Raw genomic sequence first — 25,127 nt, 5'->3', positions numbered from 1 at the left:
AGACGCGCCTTATTGAGCGCTTACGTTTGTCGTGGACGCGGCACCCAAGCGGCTGGGCAGGAAAGGCGGGCAGGCGTGGCTGCGCGGCGGCGGCTATTCGCCGCCGCCGCGCAGGGCCTCGATGGGGTCGAGGTCAGCCGCCTTGCGGGCCGGGCGCAGGCCGAAGGCCAGGGCGATGGCCAGAGCGGCGGCCAGGGACAGGACGAAGATTTTGGGCGACAGGCGCAGTTCCAGCATTCCCAGGCGTGACAGGGACTCGCCCAGGCCCACCCCGAGTCCCACGCCGAGGATGGCTCCGGCCAGGGTCAGGTAGACGGCCTCGGACAAAAACTGGATGAGGATGGCCCCGGAGGTGGCCCCCACGGCCTTGCGCAGCCCGATCTCCACGCGTCGTTCGCTGACGCCCAGAAACATGAGGTTGGCCAGCACGAAACCGCCGACCAGGATGGCCACTCCGGCCGTGACCCCGAGAAAGGCCACCAGTCCACCGGTAAAGGCTGTCAGGAACTTGAGGATCTCGCTGGCCGACATGATGGTGAAATCGTCGGGGACGGTGGGGCCGAGCTTGTGTTCGTGGCGCAGCAGGGCGCGCAGGTTTTCCATGTGGACCCCGATGAGGTCCGGATCGTGGAAGCGCACGCGAAGGCCCCGGAAGTAGTTGCGGTCCAGGTTGAAACGCTGGGTCAGGGTGGAGATGGGCATGATGAGGCGGTCATCCACGGACACGTCCGAGCCGCCGCCGGTAAAGCCCCGGTAGGACAGTCGCCCGACGATCTGCACGGGCAGATTTTTCACCATGACCGTGCGCCCGACCGGCGAGGCGTCGCCGAAAAGAGCCTTGGCCGGGGCGTCGCCGATGAGCGCCACCTTGGCCCCGTGGGCGATGTCGTCCTCGGACAGGTCGCGGCCCTCGGACAGGGGCCAGTTCCAGGTGGCGGCGTAATTCTCGGTGGCTCCGACCACGGTGGGGGCCTCGTGGTTCTTGTTGCCGTAGCGCAGGGTCACGGCCCGCACCGAGCGCATGGGCAGCACGGCGTAGGCCCCGGGCAAGGAGCGGGCGATGGCCCGGGCGTCAGACCAGGTGAGGGTATTTGTGCGCTGGCCAACGGGCCGGTTCTCGATGTCGCCGCCAAGGACCAGCACCGCGTCCGGGCCAAAGAAATCGACGATTTCCAGGGCCTTTCGCCGCGCGCCGTCCACCGAGGCGACGATGACGGTGAGCGCCGCGATGCCCATGGCCACGGCGGCAACGACAAAGAAGCTGCGCGCTTTGTGGGCCAGCAGGGCTTGGCCGGCCACGCCCTGCAGACGCCATAGCAGGCGCGGATAGCGGCTAAGAACGCGCCACACGGCCATCGGTCACGAGAATCTGGCGACGGGCGTAGGCGGCGGTGTCCGGGTCGTGGGTGACGACGATGACCGTCTTGCCGGCGTCGCGGTTGATGGCGGCGAGGAGTTCCATGATTTCGCGGCTGGTGCCGGAATCGAGCTGGCCGGTGGGTTCGTCGGCCAGGATGAGGTCCGGGTCGTTTATAAGCGACCTGGCCAGGGCCACGCGCTGCTGCTGGCCGCCGGAGAGCTGGGAAGGCTTGTGTCGGGCCTGGGCCGACAGCCCGACCTTGTCCAGGAGTTCTCCCGCCCGCCGGACAAGGGCCGCGCGCGGGGCGTCGCTGTAGAGCCCCGGGAGCAGCACGTTGTCCAGGGCGGTGGCGTAAGGGATGAGGTAAAAGCTCTGGAAGACGAAGCCAATGGCTTGGTTTCGCAGATGGGACAGGGCGTCGTCGGACAGCGTGCCGGTCTCTTGGCCGCGCAGCCGGTAGCTGCCGGAAGTGGGGCGGTCGAGCAGGCCCAGGATGTGGAGCAGAGTGGACTTGCCAGAGCCCGACGGGCCCATGATGGCCGCGAATTCGCCGGCCGCGATGTCCAGGGTCACCCCGGAGAGCACCGTGTTGGCCACGCCGCCCATGACGTAGCTGCGGGTGACGTCGGTTAGGCGGATAAGCGGCTCGCCTTCGCCGGGGGACGCCTGGCCGGTCATCGGCCGCCGCCCGGACGGTTGGCCTTGGGGGCGTTTATGGTCGGCGCGGCCAGGCCCGGCAGCACGATCTGGGTAGCCACCTTTTCGCCCGGGGCTAAGCCTTCGACGATCTCGGTTTCGTTAAGCCCCTCCAGGCCGAGCTTGGGCTGCACCTCGCGCACGCCGCCACCCTCGGTCACGGCGAAGACCACCTGCTTGTCGCCGATCCACTTGAGCGCCGCGTTGGGAATGACCAGCACGCCCTTTTTCTCCTGCACCACGATCTGGCACTGGGTGGTCATTTCCGGGCGCAGCTTGGACGATTCGGCCGGGTCCAGGCGCACCAGGGCCTGGTAGTAGACGATGTTGTCGCGGATCTCGGGCTGGGGATAGATCTGGTTGACGCTGCCCTTGAAGGTCGTGCCGGGGTAGGCGTCCACCCGGAATTCTACCGGCATGGCGGCCTTGACCTGGCCGACGTCGGTCTCGTCCACGTAGATCCACATTTCCAGGCGGCTGGGGTCAAGGACGGTGATGAGATTAGCCACTTGCAGGCCGGCCACCACGGTCTCGCCGGCCTGGGAGGTGACCAGGGCCACCACGCCGTCGATGGGGCTGACGATGCGGGTATAGGAAATCTTGGTGTTGGCCGAGTCGATGACGGCCTGGGCCTCGTCCCGGACGCGCTGGGCCTTGATGAGTTCCTTTTCGAATTCCGTGCGCACCCGCACCAGGGAGGCCTCTCGGGCCAGCACCTCGTTTTGGCTGACCAGATTGTCGCGGCGGGCGGCGTCCAGGACGTCGCGGGCCACGAGTTCCTTGCGGAACAGCTCATCCTGGCGCTTGAGCGTGGAGGCGGCGTAGTCGTACTTGGCCTGGGACAGGCGCAGTTCGGCTTCGGCTTCGGCGATGCGGCGGGGGTAGACGGTTTCGACCTGGGACAGCTCGGCATTGGCCCGGGCCAGCCGGGCCTCGGCCTCGTCGAGCTGGGAGCGCAGCTCCCGGGAGTCGATGACGGCGATGAGCTGGTCGCGCTTGACCTCGTCGCCGACCTTGACGTGCATTTCCTTGATGGTGCCTGTGGCCCGGGCGCCGATCTTGACGATGGCGCCGACCTGGGCCTTGATGATGCCCGTAGCCTCCAACACCTTGCGCACGTTGCCCAGGCTAGCCTCGGCCGTGGCGATGACCCGGGGCGGCTCGGGTTTTTTGGTGTAGTGTTTGTAGCCGAAGTAGCCCCCGGCGGTAAGGAGGGCGAGCAGGAAAAGCCATTTGAATATGCGCATGCGGTGGTGTCCGGCGGTCTGATTTCATCGCCTTATAGCCGCAATCGCGCCTGGGGGCAAATGGCGGGGAAGCGTCCCGGGCAGGTCCGTGGGCGGACCGGACCCGCTCGGGACGCATGGCGCTATCGGACGTCGTCGGACAGCAGCTGGAAGTCGGCCGAGGCCAAGTCATAGACGCGGCGGCCAAAAATCCCTTCGTCTTCAAGACGCCTCAGGGTCGCTTCCAACTGCTGCGGCCGGCCGGGGTATTTGTCCAGGCCAAGGCGCAGGAGGTTGGTCCGGGCGACGTCCCAGCGGCCCTTGGCGTCGAGGGCCTGAAGGATGGCGTCGCTTTTGGCGCGACCCTGATGGCGAATGTCGGCCACGATGGCGCAGATGGAGTCCGGGGCCTGATCCAGCGAGTATTTTTGGGCGTAAAGCTTCATGTTCTTTTTGAAAAGCGCAATGCCGACGGCGACCTGAAGGTCGCGAACTTCCGGATCGTTTTCGCACCAATGGATGCACAAGGCGGCTCGTCGACGTTCCTCGTCCGACAGCAGGGCCGGGTCCGGATTAAAGTAGCGCTGGAATCCCGACGTGTCGTCATCGGTTTCAAGGGGGAGCATTATGCCGCCCTGCCTGTGATGGATGCGGCCCTCTTTTACAATGAGGTCGGGAAAGTAGGATTCGGCCTGGGGCAGGGCGAGCAGACGGCGGAAATAGAGGATGCAGTCGCCGTTGGGGACATGGGCGGCAAACTGCAAAAAACCGAAGGTGAACAGCGCCGTGTCGTAGGTGTTGAGACAGGAATAACAGCCGCCGCTTTCGCAGGTCGCTGTGGGGACCAGGAAGTCGGCCCAAAATCCATATTCTTCTCGATGCTCTTCTGGCGAATAGCGCTTCGACGTGCTGTTCCCGAGGTGCTGCAGTCCGATGTTGTCCCCGTATTTGACCTCTTTCCCGATGGCGAACGCAGGGCCATCATCCAAGACGGCATGATGGTTTTTGCCTGTGGCGCTGATCTTCACGTTCTTGGCGGCCATGCCCAGTCTCCTTGTAGTTTGATGTTACTAGCTATACAAGGATATATATAAAAAAGACGGGCAGTCAATAGGCGTTTGATTCAGGAAAACCGCCGGCGGCATCGCGCCTTGGCCTGGCGGCCAACCAGATTCAAGGCAGCATCTTCTTCCAAAACGAGCGGTCGTCCTTGGGCGGTCCGGGTTTGACCCGGTTTTTTTCCTCCTTGCACTCGGCGATGGCGAAGATTTCGGTCTTGCCTCCGGCGCAGGCCACGTAGATCTTGACGAAGTAGCTGTTGCCGCCGTGCAGCAGGCGGTATTCCAGCAGTTTCTTGCCGCCGGGAGCCTCGGACACCAAATCGGGCGGTCCGTTTTTGGCCGTGAATTCCGCCACGGCTCCGGCCACGTCGCAGCGCTCCAGCACCTCCTTGGACGGGCTGATGGAGAAGCTGTCCTTGTAGATGCAGCTGTTTTCCAACACGTTTTTGCCGCCGGGATTGGTCCCGCTTTTGACGTAGGGCATGTGGGCCAGCAGTTCGCCCAGGGCGGTGTTTGGCCGGTAGTCCTGGGCCAGGGTCAAAGCCGGAATCGCCCACGGCGACAGGGCGATGGAAACGGCCAGCAGGCGGGGCAGGAAGGCGTGTCGCATGTCTCCTCCGGGGCGTTGACGGGGAGTCGCCGGACGGCCGGGCCGGGTTGCGGCCGGCCTTCCGGCGGACACGGGCATGATCGGGTCGCGACCCTAGGAAAGCTCCTTGATCCAGGCTGTCACCGGTTCCTCGATGAGACGGCGGATTTCGTCCAGGCGCGTCTCGTTCTCGGCTTCGAAGCGCACCACCAGGGCCGGCTGGGTGTTGGAGGCGCGAAGCAGTCCCCAACCGTCCGGGAAGGTCAGGCGCACGCCGTCCACGTCGATGACGTCGTAACCATTGGTAAAGTGCCGTTTGGCCTTGTCCACCACCGCGAACTTGATGGCGTCGGGGCAATCGACGCGGATTTCCGGCGTGTTGACCGTGGCCGGCCAGTCGGCCAGCATCTCGGACAGGGGCGTGGACGAGGCGGCCACGATCTCGGCCAGCCGGGCGGCGGCGTAGATGGCGTCGTCGAAACCGTAGTAGCGGTCGGCGAAAAACATGTGGCCGCTCATCTCGCCGGCCAGGATGGCCCCGGTTTCGCGCATTTTGGATTTGATGAGCGAATGGCCGGTGGCGGCCATGAGGGGATCGCCGCCGTGGGCGGCGATGTCTTTATAGAGCAGGTGGCTGCACTTGACCTCGCCGATGACCGTGGCTCCGGGATGGTTTTGGAGCACGGCCCGGGCGTAGATGGCCAGGAGCTGGTCGCCGTAGAGCAGCCGGCCGGTGTTGTCCACCACGCCGATGCGGTCGGCGTCGCCGTCAAGGCCCACGCCGAAGTCCGCGCCCTCGGCCACGACCCGGGCGGCCAGGTCGGCGATGTTCTTGTGGATGACGGGATCGGGATGATGGTTGGGAAAGCGGCCGTCGGGCTCGCAGTAAAGGGGCGTGACCCGGGCTCCGGCCTGGCGCAGCACGTCGCAGCAGACGAGGCCGCCGGCTCCGTTGCCGCCGTCCACCACCACCGAGACGGTCCGGGGCAGCACCATCTGCTCGGCCACGTGCTCGATGTACGACGGCTTGATGTCGTGTTCGCACACGATGCCCGTGCCCGAAGGGAATTCCCCGGCGGCCATGATGTCGTAGATTTCCCGGATGTCGTCGGTGTGGATGGTGGTTTCTCCGGACCAGACCTTGAATCCGTTGAATTCCGAAGGATTGTGACTGGCCGTCACCACCGCGCCGGCCCGGCGGCCTAGGGCCTTGACGGCGTAGTAGAAGACCGGGCTTGGGACCATGCCCAGGCAGACCACATCCACGCCGCAGGAGGCCAGTCCGGCGGCCAACTGGGCCTGGTAGCCCGGTGAGGTCAGACGGCAGTCGTGGCCGACCACGGCCTGGCTGTGGCCCCGGCGCAGGAAAAACGTTCCAAGCGCCCGGCCAAGGCGCTCCACCCATTCCTCGTCGAAGTCGGCGTCGACGATTCCCCTGATGTCATAGGCCCGAAACGGCGCGGGCGTGATTGGTTTCATGCGGTCTCCTGTGCGCGGCGAGGCACGTTTCGCGTCCGGCCGTCCCTTGACCTGCCCCGGTGTTGTCCCCTATTCGTTCAGGATGAACTGGGATTGGGACAAGCTCTCGGAGCAAAAACGCCGCCAGGGATCTCCGATTCCGGACCCTGGACGGCTTGGCGAGGACCTGGCCGACAGATTGTCGGATATGAAAAAACGGCTGCCCGGCGGCCCCAAAATCATCATCGGCGTCCTGGCGCTGTTGTGGGCGGCCAGCGGCATCTACATCGTGGAACCCGACGAGGCCGGCGTGGTGCAGCGCTTTGGCGCTTACGCCTATTCCACCGGACCGGGGCCGCACTACCATTTACCGTTTCCCATCGAGACCGTAAAGACCCCGAAAGTATCCCAGGTGCGCCGGGTGGAGGTGGGCTTCCGTTCCTCCTCCCGCGACGGCATGACCACGCAGTCCCGGGCCGTTCCCGAGGAATCGCTCATGCTCACCGGGGATGAAAACATCGTCGATGTGCAGTTTATCGTCCAGTATCAGATCAGCAACCCCGTGGACTACCTCTTCAAGGTGGACCGGCCGGACGAAACCGTCAAAAGCGCGGCCGAGGCGGCCATGCGCGAGGTCATCGGCGACGCCAAGATCGACACCGTGCTCACCTCGGGCAAGGTCACGGTGCAAGACGACACCAAACGCGTGCTTCAGGCCATGCTTCAGCTGTACAACTGCGGCGTGGAAGTGGTGGCCGTGCAGCTTCAGGACGTGCATCCGCCCAAGCAGGTGGTGGACGCCTTCAAGGACGTGGCCAGCGCCCGGGAAGACAAGATCCGTTTCATCAACGAGGCCGACGCCTATTCCAACGACATCCTGCCCAAGGCCCGGGGCCGTTCGGCGGCCATCATCAACGAGGCCGGGGCCTATCGGGAGCAGGTCATCCGCCGGGCCAAGGGCGGCGCGGACCGTTTCACGGCCCTTCGCACCGAATACGACAAGGCCCCGGCCGTGACCCGGCAGCGCCTTTTTATCGAAGGCATGGAAACGCTTTTGGCCAACCCCGAGCTGGACAAGCTCATCATGAGCGACGAGGCGGCCCGGCAGGCCGTGCCCTATTTGCCCCTGGAAGCGGTAAGGCCCGGACACAAGGCCCCTGAAACCACGGCCAGCCCGTCCGCGGGACCGGCCAAGGCCAAGGGAGGCGCCCAGTGAAAACGTCGCTTGTCATCGGGATCGTGGTCGCCTTTTTCGTGGCCGTGGCCGTTTCCCAATCTCTCTACGTGGTGGATCAGACCGAGACGGCCATTGTGCTGCAGCTCGGCAAGCCCGTGGACGGCCCCATCAAGCCGGGGCTGCATTTCAAGCTGCCCTTTGTGCAAAACGTGGTCTACTTCGACGCCCGGCTCATGGAATACGACGCCAAGACGGCCGAAGTGCTGACCCTGGACAAGAAAAACCTGGTGGTCGACAATTACGCCCGCTGGCGCATCACCGACCCCTTGCAGTTCTACCGGACCCTGCGCACCCTGTCCCGGGCCACGGCCCGCCTGGACGACATCATCTACGCCGAGTTGCGCGTGGCCCTGGGCCAATATACGCTGCTCGACGTCGTTTCCACCAAGCGCGACGTCATCATGGGCGAGGTGACCACCAAGTCCTCGCGGCTGTTGTCGCCCTACGGCATCGAAGTGGTGGACGTGCGCATCAAGCGCACCGACCTGCCTCCGGAAAACGCTCAGGCCATCTACGGGCGGATGCAGGCCGAGCGCGAGCGTCAAGCCAAGCTCTACCGGTCCGAGGGCTGGGAAGAAATGGAGAAGATCAAGTCGGGCGCCGACAAGGAGCGGGCCGTGCTTTTGGCCGAAGCCGAACGTCAGGCCGAGGTGTTGCGCGGCCAGGGCGACGCCGAAGCTGCTGCCGTGTGGGCCGAGGCCGTGAGCAAGTCTCCGGACTTTTTCGGTTTCACCCGCAGCCTGGAGGCCTACCACAAGGCCTTCGCCAAAAACAGCCGGCTCTTTTTGACGCCGGACAGCCCCTTCCTCAAATATCTGCGCTGACCGTCGAGGGACGGCTGATAAAACTAGCGCGCCCGGCGGGACTGTGGTCCTGCCGGGCGTTTTGCATTGCTGCGCGTTTCGGTGCTGCATGCCCGTTAGGGCAGCGGGAGGAGGACGGCTAGGATGGCAGCAAGCCGAGGACCGAGAGCTTGTCCAGGAGCTGGGAACGGTTGGCCGGCTTGATGAGATACGCCGCGACCTGGCCGTCGAACAGGGCGTTTAGGGTGTTGGCCTCGTCGTCCATGGAGGTGACCATGACCGCCTTGGCCCGGTCGGCGGGCGGCAGACAGGCGGTTTCCTCGGTCTCGCGAATCTGCACCAACGTTTCGTGTCCGTCCATGTGGGGCATGATGATGTCAAGGAAGACCACGTCAAAGGGCTGGCCCTCGACAATGGCCTCGGCCACGGCCGACACGGCCGAAGCGCCCGACTCGCACATTACGCAGTCGGCCACCCCCCCCAGATGGGCCGCCAGCACCTGCCGGCTGGCCGGATCGTCGTCCACTACCAAAGCACGCATGAAGCCTCCAAGATACTCCTTTAGATGACTTACGTTGAAGAGCAAAATAGTTCAAGAAAAAAACCCGTTATATCGTTACCGGCAGGGACGCTGTTGTTGCCCCGACAGCCTGCCGATACGGTACCCCGCAGGGTATCACGCAACTTTTCCGTGCCTGCTTGCAAAACCGCCCAAGGGGCATACCCTGGCTCCATCCTGGCGCTGCGCTGACCAAGCGGGCGCTTTCCCGGAGGTTCGCCATGGAGTTTTTGACCCTCGATAGGGAGCGGTGCAACGCCGACGGCCTGTGCGCCGCCGTCTGCCCGAGCGGCTGCCTGGAGGCCGACGCCGACGGCCGGCCCGTGGTCGCCGAGGAAAAACTGTGCATCGCTTGCGGCCATTGCGTGGCCGTGTGCCCCAAATCCGCCCTGACCATCAGCCGGGTCGATCCGGCGGCCATGACCAAGACCCTGCGCCACTGGCCCGACCCCGAGATCGTGGACGGCATGTTGCGCGGCCGCCGGTCCATCCGGGCCTACAAGGACACGCCCGTGGCCCGTGAAACCATGGAAGCGCTCCTCGACGTGGCCCGCTTTGCCCCCACCGCCTCCAACGCCCAGGAAGTGGGCTGGTGCGTCACCACCGACCCGGCCAAGGTCCATGATCTGGCGGCCATGACCGCCGCGTACTTCGCCGCCGCCGGCACGCGGCCCAAGTATTCGGCCATGTGGACCGATGGCCGTGACGCCTTTCTTCGCGGCGCGCCGGCTCTGGCCGTGGCCTATGCCCCGGACGACGCTCCCTACGGCGCGGCCGACTGCGGCATCGCGCTGACGTTCATGGAGCTGGCCGCCGTGGCCCGGGGCCTGGGAACCTGCTGGGCCGGACTGCTTGTGCGGGCCGCCCGCAACGACGCCGCCCTGGCCAAGGCCCTGGGCATCCCCCAAGGCTGCGTCATCGAAGGCGGACTCATGCTCGGCTACCCGGCCCTGCGCTACGCCGCCGTGCCGCCTCGCAACGCGGTGCGGGCGCGGTGGTTGTAACTTATTGTAGAGAAAGAGGAAGATGAAGAGGCCTCCGGCGGCCAGGAGGGGCTCAGCCCCTCCTGGACCTCCCGACATGGGGGAGGGGGCTAGATCGGTAGCGCTTTGATGGCGACCACGGTGATGTCGTCGTCCCGGGGCGCGCCGGCCTGAAAAGCGGCTACGTCGGCATGGATGGCCGCCACCAGCTCGGCCGCCGTGCCGCCGGCATGGCGGCGGATCACTTCCCGCAGCCGGTCCTTGCCGTACATGGCGTCCCCGGTGTTGCGCGCCTCCCAGATGCCGTCGGTGCCCAGGAGCAGCAGTTGTCCCGGGGTCAGGCCCGGACAGCTTTGCTCGGTGTAGACGTGGTCCGGCAGGACGCCCAGGGGCAGGCCAGGGCCGAGCAGTTCGACGAAGTCGTCAGTGGCCGGATCGTAGACCATGGCCGGATCGTGGCCGGCCCTGGCCCAGGTCAGCCGGCCGTACGGGGCCAGACCGCCGCCCTCCAGACGCAGGAAATACAGCGTGATGAAGCGCCCGGAATCGGCCGTGTCCTGCCACAACAGCGTGTTGGCCAGGGTTAATAGCGCCGCCGGGCCGCAGCCGACGCCCTGCCCGCCGCGCAAAAGCGCCCGGCCCGTGGCCATGAACAACGCCGCCGCGATGCCATGCCCGGTGGCGTCGCCGATGATGACGTCGCAGCCGCCGTGGGGCGCTTCGGCAAAGGCGAGGTAATCGAAATAGTCGCCGCCGGTCTCGTCGCAAAAAATGGTCGCCCCGGCCATGTCCAGGCCCGGCAGATGGGGCGGGGCCTTGGGCAGCAGGTTTTGCTGCACTTCCTTGGCTAAAAGCATGTCCTGCTTGAGCCGCATCCGTTCGGCCAGCTTGGGGGCCATGGCGTTAAACGTCGCCGCGAGCTGCCCCAGTTCGTCGCGCCCGCCGGCCGGAGCCCGGGCGTCGAGGTCGCCCTCGGCCAGTTTGCCGGCCGCCACGGTCAGCCCGGTCAGCGGCCGGGTCACGGCCCTGGACCCGAAAAAGGCCAGCACCACCGCCGCGCCGACGCCAAGCAGCGTGATGCCGGCCACCACCGCCATCATGGCCTGGGTGCGTTCCAGGATGGCCGACTCGGCCGAATCGGCCTGATGCAGCACGGCTTGGCGTGGCACCAGCACAAGCAGTCCGGCCGGAGCCTCGGTGAAGGGGCGCAGGGCGGCGAAATAGTCCTCGCCGTCCACGGACAGGGCCACCAAAGCCGGTCTATGGGACTCCATGGCCGCAACCAGGGCGGCTTGGCCGTCGGCGTTGTCGATGGCCAGGGGCATCGGCGTCATCGGCGTTTTCCAGCCCAGCGCCGGGTCCAGGAAGTCGCGGTTGCCGATGAGCTCCAGCCGGCCCGCCTCCAGGCGCACGAAGGAAGCCCGCACCCCGTCGCCCCAGCGGCGCGACAGATCGCTTTCCGGCAACAGCGCCTCCAGGGGCGCATCGACGCCGGCTACGCCGAGAATCTGTCCGTCACGGCCGCGCACCGTACCGGAAACCGTGGCCGTCAGGCGACCCGTGGCGGCATCGACCAGGATGGTCCAGACGAGGTGGTCCGCCTGCATGGCCGCCTGGAACCAGGGGCGGGCGCGGGCGTCATAGCCGGCCGGCATGGGGCCATGGCTCGGGGCCGTGGCCATGACGCCGCCCGGCAGGGCGACGTAGGCCCACAGCAGATTGTCGCCAAGCCGGGCTTGCAGGGTGGCAAACGTCGGGGCCAGGCGGAGCAGGGGCGCGCCGGATGATCGGGTCTGGGCCTCGTCCACGCCGGGCGGGGCGCTCAGCGACGGCGCAAGTCCCGGTTCGGGGGGCTGGGCTGGCGATTCCAAAATCCGGGCCGCGTCCGTGGCCAGCATGGTCTGGCCAAGTTCGAGCAGCAGCCGGTTGTCGCCCACGTCCTCGCCGATGAGGTCCACCATGAGCGCCAGTTCGGCTTCGGCGGCGTGCTTGAAGGACTGGGCGGCCCGGGTCGCCAGTTCGTCGCCCAGAAGTCGGGCCTCGCGCAGGGCGTAGTAGCTGACGGCGACCAGCGGCGGCAGCACTAAGGTCAGCAGGATGATGAGCAGTTTGGCGCGGATGCGCATGGCTACCTCGGCCGCCCGGAAAGGGCGCTTGGCGCGGACGCGCCGTGGGATTATGTAGACGGGGCCGGTCGCCTTGGCAAGGCGGCGTTTTCGAGGCCAAGGCCGTCGGCGTCGCGGCCGTTGTCTTCGCGCCTGGGGCTTGACAAAAGCGGGTCGGACGACTAACGACTCCCCTTCGCCTTGCTCTTCCCGGAGGACAACCGTCCCGGAGGAAGGGCCATGGACCAAAAGGAGGAACCATGCGGAAGTACGAAGCCTTGTTGCTGCTCTCCCCGGAGCTGGCGACGGACAATCGGCAGGAGATCGTCGAGAACCTCAAGGGTGTTCTCGAACGCCAGGGAACCACCATGCTCAGCGTTGACGAGTGGGGCATGAAGGATCTGGCCTATCCGGTGCAGAAAAAGACCCGCGGCCACTACACCCGTTTCGAATTCGCCGCCCCGGCCACGGCCATCGCCGAATTCGAACGCATTGTGCGCATCACCGACGGCGTCATGAAGTTCATCACCGTCAAGCTTGCCGACAAATACGTGCCTGAGGGAGCCTAGCCATGGCCTTTAAGAAAAAGTTCACCCCGAAAAAGAAGTTCTGCCGTTTTTGCGCCAACAAAAACCTGCCCGTTGATTACAAGCGTCCGGACATCCTGAAGGATTTCATCACGGATCGCGGCAAGATCATCGCCCGGCGCATCACCGGCACCTGCGCCAAGTGCCAGCGTCGCCTGACCCTTGAGATCAAGCGCGCCCGCCAGATGGCCCTCTTGTACTACACGGCCACGCACAGCGCCGAACACCTGAAGAAGATGTAAGGTAGGGAAGCCATGGAACTCATTTTGCGCGCGGACGTGGAAAATCTGGGCCGCCTTGGCGACAAAGTCTCGGTCAAGCCCGGCTACGGCCGCAACTATCTGATCCCCCAGGGCCTGGCCATGCTGGCCACGCCAGCCAATCTGCGCCGTTTCGAAAACGAGAGCAAGAAGCTCCAGGCCAAGCGTGACGCCCTGATCGCCGACGCCAAGGGCCTGGCCGACCGTCTGGCCGAAATCGCCATCGTCATCGAAGTGCGTGTGGGCGAAGGCGCCAAGCTCTACGGCTCCGTCACCACCGCCATCATCGCCGACAAGCTGGCCGAACTCGGTTTCGACATCGACCGCAAGAAGATCGTCCTGGCCGAACCCATCCGGTCGCTGGGACACTACGATGTGCCCGTGAAGCTCCTGCCCGAGCTGCGCGGTTCCGTGAAGGTCTCGGTGGTGCGCCAGGGCGGCCCCGAGGACGAGGAAATCGCCGAAGCCGCTCCGGTGGCCGAAGCCCAGGCCGAAGCCGATGGACACTCCACGGAAGAAACCGCGTAACGCCAGAGCCGCCGGCTCGGGAAGCGGCGAACCGCTGACCGGGCAGGCCCTGGAGCGGGTCTCTTCCGACGTCCTGCGAAAAGTTCCCCCCCAGAACCTCGAAGCCGAACAGTCGGTTTTGGGGGGGATTCTCCTCAAAAACGCCACGCTTTTCAATCTCGTCGATGTCATCGGCGAGGACGATTTCTACTCCCCGGCCCACCGCTTCATCTATCAGGCCATCCTCGATCTGGCCCGGCGCAACGCCCCGGTGGACCTCGTGTCCCTGGCCGAAGCCCTGCGCGCCTCGGGCAAGCTCGACGAGGTCGGCGGCCCGGCCTATCTGGCCGAGCTGGCCTCGGCCACGGTCTCGGCCGCCAACGCCGCCCACCACGCCGAGATCGTCCGCGAAAAATCCGTCCAGCGCCGGCTCATCAGCACCGCCGTGGACATCATCAGCAGCTGCTACGAAGGGGCCCAGACCACCGAGCAATTGCTCGACGCCTCCGAGCAGGCCATTTTTTCCATCACCGACTCCAAGGCCACCAAGGGACTCAAGTCCTCCAAGGACATCATCCACAACGTGTTCGAGCAGATCGAACAGCGCATGGAGAACAAGGAACTCGTCACCGGCGTGGCCTCGGGCTACTACCAGTTCGACGAGATGACCGCCGGTCTCCAGCCCTCCGATCTCATCATCGTGGCCGGCCGCCCGTCCATGGGCAAGACCGCCTTTGCCATGAACGTGGCCATGCGCGCCGCCGCCATGTCGGCCATTCCCACGGCCGTTTTTTCCCTGGAAATGTCCATGGAGCAGATCATGCAGCGCATGCTGTGCTGCTGGGGCAAGGTCGATCTGGCCAAGCTGCGCCGGGCGCGCCTTGACGACGAGGACTGGTCGCGGCTCTACGACGCGGCCAACCATCTGTCCGCCTCGCCCATTTTCGTGGACGACACTCCGGCCATCACCACCATGGATCTGCGCGCCCGCTGCCGCCGCCTCAAGGCCGAGCACGGCCTTGGGCTCATCATGGTGGACTACCTCCAGCTCATGCGCGCCTCGCGCCACATCGATTCCCGCGAGCAGGAAATTTCCGACATCTCCCGAAGCCTCAAGGCCCTGGCCAAGGAGCTGCACGTGCCGGTGGTGGCCCTGTCCCAGCTCAACCGCAAGGTCGAGGAGCGCGCCGACAAACGCCCCATGATGTCCGACCTGCGCGAATCCGGGGCCATCGAACAGGACGCCGACGTCATCATCTTTCTCTACCGCGCCGCCGCCTATAAGAAAAAGGAAGAGCTCACCCCCGAGGACAACGTGGCCGAGGTCATCATCGGCAAGCAGCGAAACGGCCCCACGGGCATGGTGAAGCTGCTGTTCCTCAAGGAATCGACGGCGTTCGAGAACCTCTCCGACATCCCGCCCCCGTCCGAATTCGGCATGGGCTGAGTCTTTTTCTCCTCCCGCGACCCTTGAACCCGTGCCCTGCCGAGGGTATAGCCTCGAAGGCACAACACAAGTCACTTAACCCTCCCGTGGAAAGTTTTTAGGGGAGGAGGGGTGTGGGGAGAGACCCCCTTTTTTCAAAAAGGGGGTCCCTCCCCACATTCGCCAGCAAGGAGATGTCGTGGATTGCTACGATGCCGCCGAGGCCCTTTCCCGGCCCGAGATAGCCCAACTGCAGATCGGCCGGCTGCGCCGTTCCCTGGCCCAGGCCGCCAAATCGCCGTTCTACGCCCGCCGTTTCGCCGAGGCCGGGTTTGATCCCGAATCCGTCCACTCCCTGGACGACGTGGGCCGCATCCCGTTTACCACCAAGCAGGACCTGCGCGACAGCTACCCCGACGGCATGTTGGCCCTGCCGCACAGCGAAATGGTGCGGATGCACGCCTCCTCCGGCACCACCGGCACGCCGACCGTCATCTACCACACCCAAAAAGACCTGGACTGGTGGGCCTCGCTCATGGCCCGCTGCATGTACATGGTGGGCTTGCGGCGCACCGACGTTTTCCAGAACATGTCCGGCTACGGGCTTTTCACTGGCGGTCTTGGCATCCACTACGGCGCGGAAAAGCTCGGCTGCCTGACCATTCCGGCCGGGGCCGGCAACAGCCACCGCCAGATCAAGCTCCTCACCGACTTCAAGGTCACGGGCATCCACATCATCCCGTCCTATGCCCTGTATCTGCATTCCATCTTCGCCGAGATCGGCCTTGATCCCCGCGACCTGCCCCTGCGCATCGCGCTCGTCGGGGCCGAACCCTATACGGAAGAAGCCCGGGGTCGCCTCCAGGAACTCTACGGCATCAAGGCCTACAACTCCTACGGCCTATCCGAAATGAACGGGCCGGGTGTGGCCTTCGAGTGCCAGGAGCAAAACGGGATGCATGTCTGGGAGGACGCCTACCTGGCCGAGATCGTCGATCCGGCCACGGGCGAGCCGGTGGCCGAGGGTGAACTCGGCGAACTGGTCATGACCACCCTTGGCCGCGAAGGCATGCCCGTCATCCGCTACCGCACCCGGGACATGACCCGTTTCCTGCCCGGACAGTGCCCCTGCGGCCGGGCCCATCGCCGTATCGACCGCTTGCACGGCCGCTGCGATGACATGCTCATCATAAAGGGCGTCAACATCTTCCCCATGCAGATCGAGCGGGTGCTCATGGCCATGCCCGAGGTGGGCCAGGACTACCAGATCGTGCTGGAGCGCGACGGCTACATCGACAACATCCGGGTGCGGGTGGAAATTCGCGACGAGTTCTTCGTCGAGGACATGCGCCAGCTCGGGGCCTTGCAAAAACGCATCGCCGCCCGGCTTCGCGACGAGATTCTGGTCACGCCCAAGGTGGAGCTGGTGGAGCGCAACAGCTTGCCCAAGACCGAGGGCAAGGCCTCGCGGGTGGTGGACAAGCGGGAGAGCGGGGCGTGAGCCTTGTCGCCCTGGCCGTTTTCCTCCTGGTCCTGCTCGGCTGCCTGACGCTCCACGTCTTTGGCTTGCCGGGAAACTGGGCGCTTTTGGGCCTGGTCATCCTGTGGGACATGTTCCACCCGGAGTTGCACCTGGGATTTGGGTTTTACGCCCTGCTCGTGTGCGTGGCCCTGGCTGGCGAGGCGGTGGAACTCTTTGCCCAGCTTTTCGGGGCCAAACGCTACGGAGCCAGCGGCAAGGGCAACCTGGGCGGCTTTCTGGGAGCCTTTGGCGGGGCGCTGTGCGGCGCGCCGTTTTTCCTGGGCCTTGGGGCTCTTTTCGGGGCCGTTGCCGGGGCGTTTTTCGGCTGTTATATGTTCGAGCGGCTGCATGGCCGCGACGACGCCGAGGCCCGGCGCGCCGCCCTGGGAGCCCTGTACGGCAAGGTCTTTGGCCTCACGGCCAAAGTGGCCTGCGGCGTCGTCATGTGGACGGCCAGCGCCCGGGAACTCTGGCCGGCCTGAGGCTGGCCGCCCGGTTCGGCCATTGTTGCAGGTGACCACAAGATCGTTTTTGCGAAGCATTACGTCCTAACGGCCTTCCGCTCCGAAGGGGAAGCGGATAAAGCGCAGGGAGCGCCATGATCACGACGAGCGATTTTCCCAAATACCGGGGCAAGATGGAGTACGTCTGCCTGGGCTGCCAGGCCCGGTTCGACATCCGCGAACTCTACTACACCTGCCCCCATTGCGGCGGCGTGTTCCTGCTCGAAGACACCACCTTCGACAGCCTCCTCGAATACCCGGCCAGCTACTGGCAGGGGCTTTTCGACAAGCGCGCCTCGTCGCGTTCCACGGCCCTGCGCGGCGTGCTGCGGTTCTACGAACTCATGGCCCCGGTCATGGAGGAACAGGACATCGTCTACCTGGGCGAGGGCCACACGCCCATCGTTGCCGCCAACGCCGCCCTGGCCGAGCTGGTCGGCGTGCCGTTCGCCTATAAAAACGACGGCCAAAACCCCAGCGCCTCCTTCAAGGACCGGGGCATGGCCTGCGCGTTCAGCTATTTGAAACATCTGGTGCGGGTCAATGGCTGGGATTCGGTGCTGACCGTGTGCGCCTCCACCGGCGACACCTCGGCCGCCGCCGCGCTCTACGCCGCCTATGTCGGCGGCCCCATCAAGTCCGTGGTCATCCTGCCCAAGGGCAAGGTGACCCCCCAGCAGTTGGCCCAGCCCCTGGGCAGCGGGGCCACGGTCATCGAAGTGCCCGGCGTCTTTGACGATTGCATGAAGGTCGTCGAGCATCTGGCCGACAACTACCGCGTGGCGCTGCTCAATTCCAAAAACGCCTGGCGCATCCTCGGCCAGGAATCCTACGCCTTCGAAGTGGCCCAGTGGTACGGCTGGGACACCTACCGCAAATGCGTGTTCGTGCCCATCGGCAACGCCGGCAACGTCACGGCCATCATGGGCGGCTTTTTAAAGCTCAAAAAGCTCGGCATCATCCGCTCCCTGCCGCGCATCTTCGGTGTGCAGTCCCACCACGCCGACCCGGTTTTCCAGTATTATGATGAGGCCGATCCGGCCAAGCGCGAGTTTAGGGCCGTGCCCGTCACCCCCAGCGCCGCCCAGGCGGCCATGATCGGCAACCCGGTTTCGTTTCCGCGCGTGGCCCATTTCGCCAAGGAATACGAAAAGATCGGCGGCCCCGGCAGCTTCCAGGTGGTGCAGGTCACCGAGCAGGCCATCGTCGAAGGCATGCTTCTGGCCAACCGCCACGGCCACATCAGCTGCACCCAGGGCGGCGAATGCCTGGCCGGCCTGCAAAAGGCCAAGGAGCTTGGGCTCATCGAAGCCTCCGAAGAAGCCATCCTCGACGCCACCGCCCACCACCTCAAATTCATCGGCTTCCAGGAAATGTACTTCGAGGACAGCTTCCCCGCCGCCTACGGCGTCAAGGCCGACCCCAAGTACGTCAACCGGCCGCGCTCCATCATGACCGACGCCGACAAGGCGGCGCTCACTCCCGAAGACTACACCGCCAAGGCCGCCTCGGCCATTGTCGAAAGCTTGGGCCTGGCGCGTAAATGATGAGAACGTAAGAAGAAGATGCCTCCGGCGGCCGGGAGGGGGTTACCCCCTCCCGGACCCTCCCAGTTAGGGGGCGCGTTTTTCGCCAGGAGGAACCTGGCGAAAAACGCGCCCCCAAACAGGAAGATTCCAGGAAGAACGAGCAGGAACCGTTTGTCGCCCTGCGGCGCAGCCGCCCCCTTTCCCCATGCGGGGGGTCCGGGGGCCTCAGGCCCCCGGCCGCCGGAGTCCTCTTTCCTTCGCGATTCACAACATAACGCCGGCCTGGAGAGGGGACCTTCTCCAGGCCGGCGTCGGTATTGGCGGCCGGCGACATGGCAGGGACCGGCGGCGCTGGCGGGCGGGAGGAGGGCGGTTGCCCGCCCGCCAGCGCGGGAAGAGCGTTGCGTATGCGTTGGCGATGGCTGTCGCGTATGTCGCCTGGACCACACTAACCATCGGCTGACGTCGAAACCCCTTAATCAGTTCCCCAGGATGGGGGTCTGGGGGCCTTAGGCCCCCAGCGGAGAGGTCCAGGAGAGGCAGCGCCTCTCCTGGCCGCCGGAGGCGTTCTCCCTTCGCCGCTACGCGGCGCGTCGCGGCGCCGCGGCGAGTTCTCGGGCGGCGCTGGCGGGCACGATGAGCGGCGTGCGGAAGGTGAAGCCTTCGCTTTCGCCCCAGACGGCTTCATCGGCCGGCCGGCCGTCGTAGCAGACGTCGTCGATGACGAGGTAGTCGGCCACGCCGAGGATGGCGTCCCAGCGCTGGACGAAAAATTCGAAGCGGCTCATGTCGTAGTCGGTGACGTTGCGCCAGGTCCAGGTGCGCGAGCAGGCCTCGTCGTCGTAACCGAGCAGGCACAGGCTCTTTTCCGGACTCTCCAGGAAGGGCCGCTGGGTGAGCAAGGCGGCGGACGCGCTCATGCGGGAGATGTCAAAGGCCACGGAAGCGCCGTCCAGGGCGGCTTCGATGCGCGCATCGGCGGTCAGGCGCATGCCGCAGGTGTTGTTACTGTTGGCGCGCCACCACTCGATGGAGTTGGTCTTGTAGAGGTTGTCGCCGAGCATGCAGACGCGGGCGGCGGTTTCGGCGTTCACCGGATGAAGGGCCAGATCGCAGCAGGCGCCGGAGATGGTCAGGGTCAGGTTCATATGGGGACTCCTTGGGAGAGTATTTCGGGTGATGCAGTGCTTGCCCGTTTGTTTGAGAAAAAAAGCACTTTTCGTGCCGAATATTTTTCCTTTTATTTTTAGTTTGTTAAAAGTTCCCCAGGGGGTTTGGTGACCCTGTTGGACGATTTTTGCGTCCGTTTTGGTTGACCCCAAACGGCTTCCGAAGCACACTCCGGCCGCGCTCGGCCCGCCGGCGCGGAGAACCCCCATCCCATGAAAAGACCCCTTGATCCCTTTCCCGGCGACGAAGCCAGCGCTTTTGCCTTGGAAAACGTGGCGGACGCCGTGTTCGCCGTGGACCGTGATTTCATCGTCCGCTACTGCAACCTGGCCGCCGCCGAGGTGGCGCGTTGCGCCCCGGAAGAAGCCATAGGCCGCACCTGCCGCGAGGTGTTTGGCGTGAGGAACTGCCGCACGGTCTGCGTGTTGCGCCAGAGCATGGACGAGGCGCGGGCCATCGCCAACCGCATCGTGACCTTAAAGCGCACGGGCTGTCCGGAAGTGCCGGTCAGCATCAGCGCCGCGCCCATCTGGGCCATGGGCGGCACGGTCATCGGCGGGGTGCAGGTTTTTCGTGATCTCTCGGGCGGCGGCTTCGTCAGCCGCTTGGCCGGCTTGCAACCCTTGGACGACTTCGGCACGCGCGATCCCCAACTGTCGGAGATCGTGCGGATGTTGCCGCAAATCGCCCAGAGCGACTCCACCGTGTTGCTCCTTGGCGAGTCCGGCACGGGCAAGGAGCTTTTCGCCCGGGCCATCCACAAGCTGTCCCAGCGCCATGGCGGGCCGTTCGTGGCCGTCAACTGCGGAGCCCTGCCCGAGCAGCTCATGGAGTCCGAGCTTTTTGGCTACAAGTCCGGGGCGTTCACCGACGCCCGCAAGGACAAGCCCGGCCGGTTCGCCCTGGCAGAGGCCGGCACGCTGTTTCTCGACGAGATCGGCGATCTGCCCTACGCCATGCAGGCCAAGATTTTGCGCGCCTTGCAGGAACGCGCCTTCGAGCCCCTGGGGGGCGTGGAGACCGTGCCGGCCGACGTGCGGGTGGTGGCCGCCACCAACCGCGACCTGGGACGCATGGTGGCCGAGGGGACCTTCCGCCAGGATCTGTTTTACCGGTTAAGCGTGGTGGTCATCCGCATCCCGGCCCTGCGCGACCGATTGGACGACGTGCCGCTGTTGACCGAGCGCCTCCTTGGCCGTTGCCGCATGGCCGTCAGCAAGAACATCGAGACGGTCAGCCCCGAGGCCATGGCGAGGCTTATGCGCCACGACTATCCGGGCAACATCCGGGAACTGGAAAACATCATCGAATACGCGGCGATCCTCTGCCAGGGCCAGACCATCGAACTGTGTCACCTGCCGGAACATCTGCGCGGCGAGGCCGGGGCCTGTCCGTCCCGGTGCGGGCGCACCATGGCCGAAATCCGCTTCCAGGCGGCCAGCGACGCGGTGGAGCGCCATGGCGGCAACCGCAACGCCGCCTGCCGTGAACTGGGCATTTCCAAGGACACCTTGCGCCGGATTTTGGGGCGTCGCGATGCGGACGATTAACGCGTCTTTTGGGGTCGCTGGCGGACGCGGATCGCGTCCGTTGGATTTTTCGGGAGGCGCGGCATGGCGAAAATAAAGGCCCGGGCCGACCAGCTTGTCTGCGACCAGGGGCTGGCGGACGACCCGGAGCGGGCCAAGCGGCTCATTATGGCCGGCCAGGTGCTGTTCATTGATCCAGGCGGCCGCGAGACGCCGGTGGACAAGCCCGGGCGCATGTTCGGGGCCGAGACCGTGTTTGTGCTCAAGCAGGGCGAACGTTACGTCAGCCGGGGCGGGGGCAAGCTCGAAACGGCCATGGAGGCCTTCGGCCTGGACGTCACCGGGCTTGTGGCCCTGGACGCCGGGGCGTCCACGGGCGGGTTCACCGACTGTCTGCTCCAGCACGGCGCGACAAGGGTCTACGCCGTGGACGTGGGCACGGCCCAGCTCCATGAAAAGCTGCGGGCCGACGCGCGCGTCGTGTCCATGGAGAACGTCAACCTGCGCCATGCCCCGGCCGATCTGCTCCCCGAGCCGGTGGACGTGGTGGTGGCCGATGTGTCGTTTATCTCGCTGACCAAGGTCTTGCCGTCCTGTCTGCGTTTTTTGAAGCCGGGCGGTTTCGTGGCGGCGCTGGTAAAGCCGCAGTTCGAGGTGTCGCCGGACAAGATCGGCAAGGGCGGCGTAGTGCGCGAGGAAGCCTTTCAGCAGGAAGCGGTGGAGGCGGTAGTGGGCTTTGCCCGCGACGAGCTCGGGTTGACGCTTCGCGGCGTGATCCCGTCCAAGGTCAAGGGCCCCAAGGGCAATCAGGAGTATCTGGCGGTCTTTGACCGGCCGGCGGGGTGAAGTCCTGCTTGACGCCGCCGCCAAAGAAGCGGAAATCGGACAGACTATCGCCGTCCGGCGTATCCCATGGTTGCCCAGCTAGACGTGTAGTAACGGGAAAACACAGGAGGACGCCCCATGTCCATGTCCGTCAAAGACGCCATCGCGGCGCGCCACAGCGTGCGCGCTTTTGCCAAGGAACCGCTGACCAGCGAGCAGCTCCACGAACTGCTGGAAGCCGGCCGCAATGCCCCCTCCAGCCTCAATTCTCAGCCCTGGCGCTTTAAGGTCGTCACCGATCCGGCCAACCTGGCCTGGTTCGGGACCAGCCAGGCCAGCCGCAAGCAGGCCTGGCTCGCCGAGGTGCCGGCCATCATCGTTTGCTGCGCCGACCTTGAACACTATGTCAAGGATTCCCAGTCGGCCGCCTTTTTCTACCGCGACAATAAGATCATCGACGGCGAACCCATGGACGGCATCGACGCCTACGTGGCCCGCGAGGCGGCCAAGGAAGAGGCGGCCAAGTTCGGTGCCTGCGCCATGAACGTGGCCCTGGCCGTGTCGTTTATGATGCTGCGGGCGACGGAGATGGGGCTTGGCACGTGTTGGATCGGCATGTTTGACGAGGCCAACATCAAGGCGAAGCTGGGGCTTCCGGCCGGTTGGCGGGTGGTCAACCTGCTGGCCGTGGGACGGCCCGACGAGCCGGTGGTCTATCCGCGAAAGCGCAAGAGTTTGGAAGAAATTGTCCTGAAATAACGATTTGTTGCTTGCGGGAAGCAGCGAAGCGCCGCTTCCCGTTGCACTCCTTGGCAAATCTCGTACACTGCCGGCCAGCCTCCCGGTTCCCGGGGAGGCCAGGCAGTACCAAGGAGTGCCCCATGACCGAGCGCGTGGCCGTTGCCGGCCTGTCCGTCGAAAAGACCCTATATGATGTTTTCGCGGGGGAAATCCTGCCCGCCACCGGCATCGCCGCCGAGGCCTTTTTTGCCGCCCTGGCCGGGCTGGTGGCCGAGCTTGGCCCCAAAAACCGCGCTTTGCTGGCCAAACGCGACGTCATGCAGGCCGCCATCGACGTCTGGCACAAGGAACGCCACGGCCAGCCCCACGACGGCGACGCCTACGACTGTTTCCTGACCGGCATCGGCTACCTGCTGCCCGAAGGCCCTGATTTTGCCATAGAAACCACCGGCGTTGATCCCGAGATCGCCACTATCGCCGGGCCGCAGTTGGTCGTGCCCATCACCAACGCCCGCTACGCCGTCAACGCCGTCAACGCCCGCTGGGGCAGCCTCTACGACGCGCTCTACGGCACGGACGTCATTCCCGAGACCGGCGGCGCGGCCAAGGGGCCGGGCTACAATCCCGGGCGCGGCGCGGCCGTCGTCGCCTACGCCGCCTCATTTTTGGACATGGCCGTGCCTCTGGCCTTTGGCCGCCACGCCGACGTGACCGCCTACGCCGTCCTTGACGGCGTCCTGACCGTCACCTTCGCCGACGGCCGTATGACGGGTCTGGCCCGCCTCGACCAGTTCGCCGGCTACGCCGGCCCGGCCAAGGCCCCAACGGCCGTGGCGCTGGTCAAAAACGGCCTGCACATCGAACTGCGTTTCGACCGCTCCCATCCCGTGGGCGCGGCCAGCCCTTCGGGCCTCAAGGACGTGGTCCTGGAATCGGCCCTGACCACCATCCTTGACTGCGAGGATTCCGTGGCCGTGGTGGACGGCCCGGACAAGGCCCAGGCCTACCGCAACCTGCTGGGGCTATTCCGGGGCGAGCTGGAAGCGACCTTTGAAAAGGGCGGCAAGACTTTGGCCCGGGCCATGGCCGACGACAAGACCTTCACCGCCCCGGACGGCGGGAAGCTCGTGCTGCCCGGCCGCAGCCTCATGCTTGTGCGAAACGTGGGGCACCTCATGACCACCGACGCCGTGCTGGACGCGGCCGGGGAGGAGATTCCCGAAGGCTTCCTCGACGCCCTGGCCACCGCCGCCGTGGCTCTGCACGACCAGCGTGACCTGGGCAGGAAACGCAATTCCCGCCATGGCAGCGTCTACATCGTCAAACCCAAGATGCACGGCCCCGAGGAAGTCGCTTTTGCCTGTGAAATTTTCGAGCGGGTGGAGCGGGCGCTTTCCATGCCGCCGCGCACGCTCAAAATCGGGATCATGGACGAGGAGCGGCGCACGTCGCTCAATCTCAAGGAATGTGTGCGCGCCGCCAAGGACCGCATCATTTTCATCAACACGGGCTTTTTAGACCGCACCGGCGACGAGATTCACACGGTCATGGAGGCCGGACCGGTGGTCGGCAAGAACGCCATGCGCTCCCAGGCCTGGATGGCCGCCTACGAGGACGGCAACGTGGACGTGGGCCTTAGCTGCGGCTTTTCCGGCAAGGGGCAGATCGGCAAGGGCATGTGGGCCAAACCGGACCGTATGGCCGAGATGGTGGCGGCCAAGATCGACCATCCCAAGGCCGGAGCCAACTGCGCCTGGGTGCCTTCGCCCACGGCGGCTACGCTCCACGCCATGCACTACCACGCCGTGGACGTCTTCGCCCGCCAGCGCGAACTGGCCGGGCGCACGCCGGCCAACCGCCTCGATCTGCTCAAATTGCCGGTGTTGCCGGCTGGTGAAGCGCCTTCCCCCGAGGACAAGAAGCGGGAGATCGAGACCAATTGCCAAAGCATCCTCGGCTACGTCTCGCGCTGGGTGGACCAGGGCATCGGCTGCTCCAAGGTCCCGGACCTCGACGACGTGGGCCTCATGGAAGACCGGGCCACGCTGCGCATCTCCAGCCAGCATCTGGCCAACTGGCTGCGCCATGGTCTGTGCACGCCCGAGGAGGTGGAGGCGACGCTGGCGCGCATGGCCGCCGTGGTCGACCGCCAAAACGCCCTGGACCCGGCTTACCGGCCCATGGCCGCCGACTTGGAGAACTCCCTGGCCTTCCAGGCCGCCCGGGAGCTGATTTTCGAAGGGATCAACCAGCCAAATGGCTACACCGAACCCATCCTCACCGCCCGCCGCCGCCAGGCCAAGGCCCGGGGCTAGTGTCGCGCCCCTTCATAACTACGCTGGTATTTATGAAGAACAGTACATGGTTTGGGTTCGTTGCCGACCAAACGCCATAGGCGCTTAGGGCGGACGCGAAACTCGGCGGGAAAAGCAATAACAACGGCCCGGCCGT

23 protein-coding genes are annotated in these 25,127 nt (G+C 65.5%); 14 read left to right on the top strand and 9 right to left on the bottom strand.

Annotated features, from left to right (window positions below; genetic code table 11):
- Positions 1-93 precede the first annotated feature (93 nt).
- The 6 genes from DMR_RS13005 to DMR_RS12980 form a co-directional block, all read right to left on the bottom strand.
- Complete coding sequence (locus DMR_RS13005; protein ID WP_015861378.1) at positions 94-1,356, bottom strand: ABC transporter permease; 1,263 nt, start codon at positions 1,354-1,356, stop codon at positions 94-96.
- Entirely contained in the window at positions 1,334-2,038 is a 705-nt protein-coding gene (locus tag DMR_RS13000; protein ID WP_015861377.1) for an ABC transporter ATP-binding protein, read from the bottom strand. The genes DMR_RS13005 and DMR_RS13000 overlap by 23 nt, the downstream gene beginning before the upstream one ends.
- Complete coding sequence (locus tag DMR_RS12995; protein ID WP_015861376.1) at positions 2,035-3,303, bottom strand: efflux RND transporter periplasmic adaptor subunit; 1,269 nt, start codon at positions 3,301-3,303, stop codon at positions 2,035-2,037. Before DMR_RS12995 ends, DMR_RS13000 begins: the two co-directional genes overlap by 4 nt.
- A 122-nt stretch (positions 3,304-3,425) precedes the next feature.
- Positions 3,426-4,325 (bottom strand): hypothetical protein, encoded by a 900-nt coding sequence (locus tag DMR_RS12990; RefSeq protein ID WP_015861375.1) that lies wholly within the window; start codon positions 4,323-4,325, stop codon positions 3,426-3,428.
- Positions 4,326-4,455: 130 nt separating this feature from the next.
- A complete protein-coding gene (locus DMR_RS12985) occupies positions 4,456-4,953 on the bottom strand; it encodes a hypothetical protein (RefSeq protein ID WP_015861374.1) in 498 nt (165 codons plus the stop codon).
- A 93-nt stretch (positions 4,954-5,046) separates the two neighbouring features.
- On the bottom strand, positions 5,047-6,411 hold the full coding sequence (locus tag DMR_RS12980; RefSeq protein WP_015861373.1) for a phosphomannomutase/phosphoglucomutase: 1,365 nt from the start codon (positions 6,409-6,411) through the stop codon (positions 5,047-5,049).
- 82 nt (positions 6,412-6,493) lie between these two features.
- Here DMR_RS12980 and hflK point away from each other — a divergent pair, with 82 nt between their 5' ends.
- Together hflK and hflC are read left to right on the top strand one after the other, a co-directional pair.
- Entirely contained in the window at positions 6,494-7,606 is a 1,113-nt protein-coding gene (hflK, locus tag DMR_RS12975; protein ID WP_015861372.1) for an FtsH protease activity modulator HflK, read from the top strand.
- Entirely contained in the window at positions 7,603-8,451 is an 849-nt protein-coding gene (hflC, locus tag DMR_RS12970) for a protease modulator HflC (RefSeq protein WP_015861371.1), read from the top strand. Before hflK ends, hflC begins: the two co-directional genes overlap by 4 nt.
- A 118-nt stretch (positions 8,452-8,569) precedes the next feature.
- Here the strand turns inward: hflC and DMR_RS12965 are convergent, their stop codons facing one another.
- Positions 8,570-8,971 carry a response regulator gene (locus tag DMR_RS12965; protein WP_015861370.1) on the bottom strand — a complete coding sequence of 134 codons (402 nt, stop codon included), beginning with the start codon at positions 8,969-8,971 and terminating at the stop codon, positions 8,570-8,572.
- A 239-nt stretch (positions 8,972-9,210) separates the two neighbouring features.
- Between DMR_RS12965 and DMR_RS12960 the strand changes: the two genes are divergently transcribed.
- On the top strand, positions 9,211-9,993 hold the full coding sequence (locus DMR_RS12960) for a nitroreductase family protein (RefSeq protein WP_015861369.1): 783 nt from the start codon (positions 9,211-9,213) through the stop codon (positions 9,991-9,993).
- An 89-nt stretch (positions 9,994-10,082) separates the two neighbouring features.
- On the opposite strand, the gene DMR_RS12955 is transcribed toward DMR_RS12960, so the two are convergent.
- Positions 10,083-12,098, bottom strand: a complete 2,016-nt coding sequence (locus DMR_RS12955) for a SpoIIE family protein phosphatase (protein ID WP_043600659.1) — start codon at positions 12,096-12,098, stop codon at positions 10,083-10,085.
- Between the two features lie 239 nt (positions 12,099-12,337).
- Here DMR_RS12955 and rpsF point away from each other — a divergent pair, with 239 nt between their 5' ends.
- The 7 genes from rpsF (at position 12,338) to thrC (ending at position 18,429) form a co-directional block, all read left to right on the top strand.
- Positions 12,338-12,646, top strand: coding sequence for a 30S ribosomal protein S6 (rpsF, locus tag DMR_RS12950; RefSeq protein ID WP_006921087.1), 309 nt, complete (start codon positions 12,338-12,340; stop codon positions 12,644-12,646).
- A 2-nt stretch (positions 12,647-12,648) separates the two neighbouring features.
- Positions 12,649-12,906: a 30S ribosomal protein S18 gene (gene rpsR, locus DMR_RS12945; protein WP_006921086.1), complete on the top strand. Its 258-nt coding sequence runs from the start codon at positions 12,649-12,651 to the stop codon at positions 12,904-12,906.
- A 12-nt stretch (positions 12,907-12,918) separates the two neighbouring features.
- Positions 12,919-13,452: a 50S ribosomal protein L9 gene (rplI, locus tag DMR_RS12940; RefSeq protein WP_015861367.1), complete on the top strand. Its 534-nt coding sequence runs from the start codon at positions 12,919-12,921 to the stop codon at positions 13,450-13,452.
- Positions 13,424-14,878, top strand: coding sequence for a replicative DNA helicase (gene dnaB / locus DMR_RS12935; protein WP_015861366.1), 1,455 nt, complete (start codon positions 13,424-13,426; stop codon positions 14,876-14,878). The genes rplI and dnaB overlap by 29 nt, the downstream gene beginning before the upstream one ends.
- Before the next feature lie 178 nt (positions 14,879-15,056).
- On the top strand, positions 15,057-16,358 hold the full coding sequence (locus DMR_RS12930; protein WP_015861365.1) for a phenylacetate--CoA ligase family protein: 1,302 nt from the start codon (positions 15,057-15,059) through the stop codon (positions 16,356-16,358).
- Complete coding sequence (locus DMR_RS12925) at positions 16,355-16,861, top strand: DUF456 domain-containing protein (protein WP_015861364.1); 507 nt, start codon at positions 16,355-16,357, stop codon at positions 16,859-16,861. The genes DMR_RS12930 and DMR_RS12925 overlap by 4 nt, the downstream gene beginning before the upstream one ends.
- Positions 16,862-16,977: 116 nt before the next feature.
- Positions 16,978-18,429 carry a threonine synthase gene (gene thrC / locus DMR_RS12920; protein ID WP_015861363.1) on the top strand — a complete coding sequence of 484 codons (1,452 nt, stop codon included), beginning with the start codon at positions 16,978-16,980 and terminating at the stop codon, positions 18,427-18,429.
- Positions 18,430-18,992: 563 nt separating this feature from the next.
- Here thrC and DMR_RS12915 read toward each other — a convergent pair.
- Entirely contained in the window at positions 18,993-19,559 is a 567-nt protein-coding gene (locus DMR_RS12915) for a hypothetical protein (RefSeq protein WP_043600656.1), read from the bottom strand.
- 234 nt (positions 19,560-19,793) lie between these two features.
- On the opposite strand from DMR_RS12915, the gene DMR_RS12910 reads away from it, so the two are divergent.
- From DMR_RS12910 to DMR_RS12895, 4 genes are all read left to right on the top strand, one after another.
- Complete coding sequence (locus DMR_RS12910) at positions 19,794-21,131, top strand: sigma-54 interaction domain-containing protein (protein WP_015861361.1); 1,338 nt, start codon at positions 19,794-19,796, stop codon at positions 21,129-21,131.
- A 63-nt stretch (positions 21,132-21,194) separates the two neighbouring features.
- Positions 21,195-21,956, top strand: coding sequence for a TlyA family RNA methyltransferase (locus DMR_RS12905; protein WP_015861360.1), 762 nt, complete (start codon positions 21,195-21,197; stop codon positions 21,954-21,956).
- A gap of 117 nt (positions 21,957-22,073) precedes the next feature.
- Complete coding sequence (locus DMR_RS12900) at positions 22,074-22,694, top strand: nitroreductase family protein (RefSeq protein ID WP_015861359.1); 621 nt, start codon at positions 22,074-22,076, stop codon at positions 22,692-22,694.
- Between the two features lie 122 nt (positions 22,695-22,816).
- Entirely contained in the window at positions 22,817-24,991 is a 2,175-nt protein-coding gene (locus DMR_RS12895) for a malate synthase G (protein ID WP_015861358.1), read from the top strand.
- Positions 24,992-25,127: the final 136 nt, after the last annotated feature.

The sequence above is a fragment of the Solidesulfovibrio magneticus RS-1 genome, from assembly GCF_000010665.1.
Lineage (GTDB): Bacteria > Desulfobacterota > Desulfovibrionia > Desulfovibrionales > Desulfovibrionaceae > Solidesulfovibrio > Solidesulfovibrio magneticus.
This window is presented reverse-complemented; position numbering and strand designations above follow the sequence as displayed.

Bases quoted from the DNA above. Each gene is read 5' to 3' on its own strand.
- DMR_RS12955 (WP_043600659.1), bottom strand. From the start codon at position 12,098: ATGCGCATCCGCGCCAAACTGCTCATCATCCTGCTGACCTTAGTGCTG.
- rplI (WP_015861367.1), top strand. From the start codon at position 12,919: ATGGAACTCATTTTGCGCGCGGACGTGGAAAATCTGGGCCGCCTTGGC.
- DMR_RS12895 (WP_015861358.1), top strand. From the start codon at position 22,817: ATGACCGAGCGCGTGGCCGTTGCCGGCCTGTCCGTCGAAAAGACCCTA.
- DMR_RS12995 (WP_015861376.1), bottom strand. From the start codon at position 3,303: ATGCGCATATTCAAATGGCTTTTCCTGCTCGCCCTCCTTACCGCCGGG.
- dnaB (WP_015861366.1), top strand. From the start codon at position 13,424: ATGGACACTCCACGGAAGAAACCGCGTAACGCCAGAGCCGCCGGCTCG.
- DMR_RS12980 (WP_015861373.1), bottom strand. From the start codon at position 6,411: ATGAAACCAATCACGCCCGCGCCGTTTCGGGCCTATGACATCAGGGGA.
- DMR_RS12960 (WP_015861369.1), top strand. From the start codon at position 9,211: ATGGAGTTTTTGACCCTCGATAGGGAGCGGTGCAACGCCGACGGCCTG.
- DMR_RS12965 (WP_015861370.1), bottom strand. From the start codon at position 8,971: ATGCGTGCTTTGGTAGTGGACGACGATCCGGCCAGCCGGCAGGTGCTG.
- DMR_RS13000 (WP_015861377.1), bottom strand. From the start codon at position 2,038: ATGACCGGCCAGGCGTCCCCCGGCGAAGGCGAGCCGCTTATCCGCCTA.
- DMR_RS12905 (WP_015861360.1), top strand. From the start codon at position 21,195: ATGGCGAAAATAAAGGCCCGGGCCGACCAGCTTGTCTGCGACCAGGGG.
- rpsR (WP_006921086.1), top strand. From the start codon at position 12,649: ATGGCCTTTAAGAAAAAGTTCACCCCGAAAAAGAAGTTCTGCCGTTTT.
- DMR_RS12910 (WP_015861361.1), top strand. From the start codon at position 19,794: ATGAAAAGACCCCTTGATCCCTTTCCCGGCGACGAAGCCAGCGCTTTT.
- rpsF (WP_006921087.1), top strand. From the start codon at position 12,338: ATGCGGAAGTACGAAGCCTTGTTGCTGCTCTCCCCGGAGCTGGCGACG.
- DMR_RS12900 (WP_015861359.1), top strand. From the start codon at position 22,074: ATGTCCATGTCCGTCAAAGACGCCATCGCGGCGCGCCACAGCGTGCGC.
- thrC (WP_015861363.1), top strand. From the start codon at position 16,978: ATGATCACGACGAGCGATTTTCCCAAATACCGGGGCAAGATGGAGTAC.
- DMR_RS13005 (WP_015861378.1), bottom strand. From the start codon at position 1,356: ATGGCCGTGTGGCGCGTTCTTAGCCGCTATCCGCGCCTGCTATGGCGT.
- DMR_RS12985 (WP_015861374.1), bottom strand. From the start codon at position 4,953: ATGCGACACGCCTTCCTGCCCCGCCTGCTGGCCGTTTCCATCGCCCTG.
- hflK (WP_015861372.1), top strand. From the start codon at position 6,494: ATGAACTGGGATTGGGACAAGCTCTCGGAGCAAAAACGCCGCCAGGGA.
- DMR_RS12990 (WP_015861375.1), bottom strand. From the start codon at position 4,325: ATGGCCGCCAAGAACGTGAAGATCAGCGCCACAGGCAAAAACCATCAT.
- DMR_RS12915 (WP_043600656.1), bottom strand. From the start codon at position 19,559: ATGAACCTGACCCTGACCATCTCCGGCGCCTGCTGCGATCTGGCCCTT.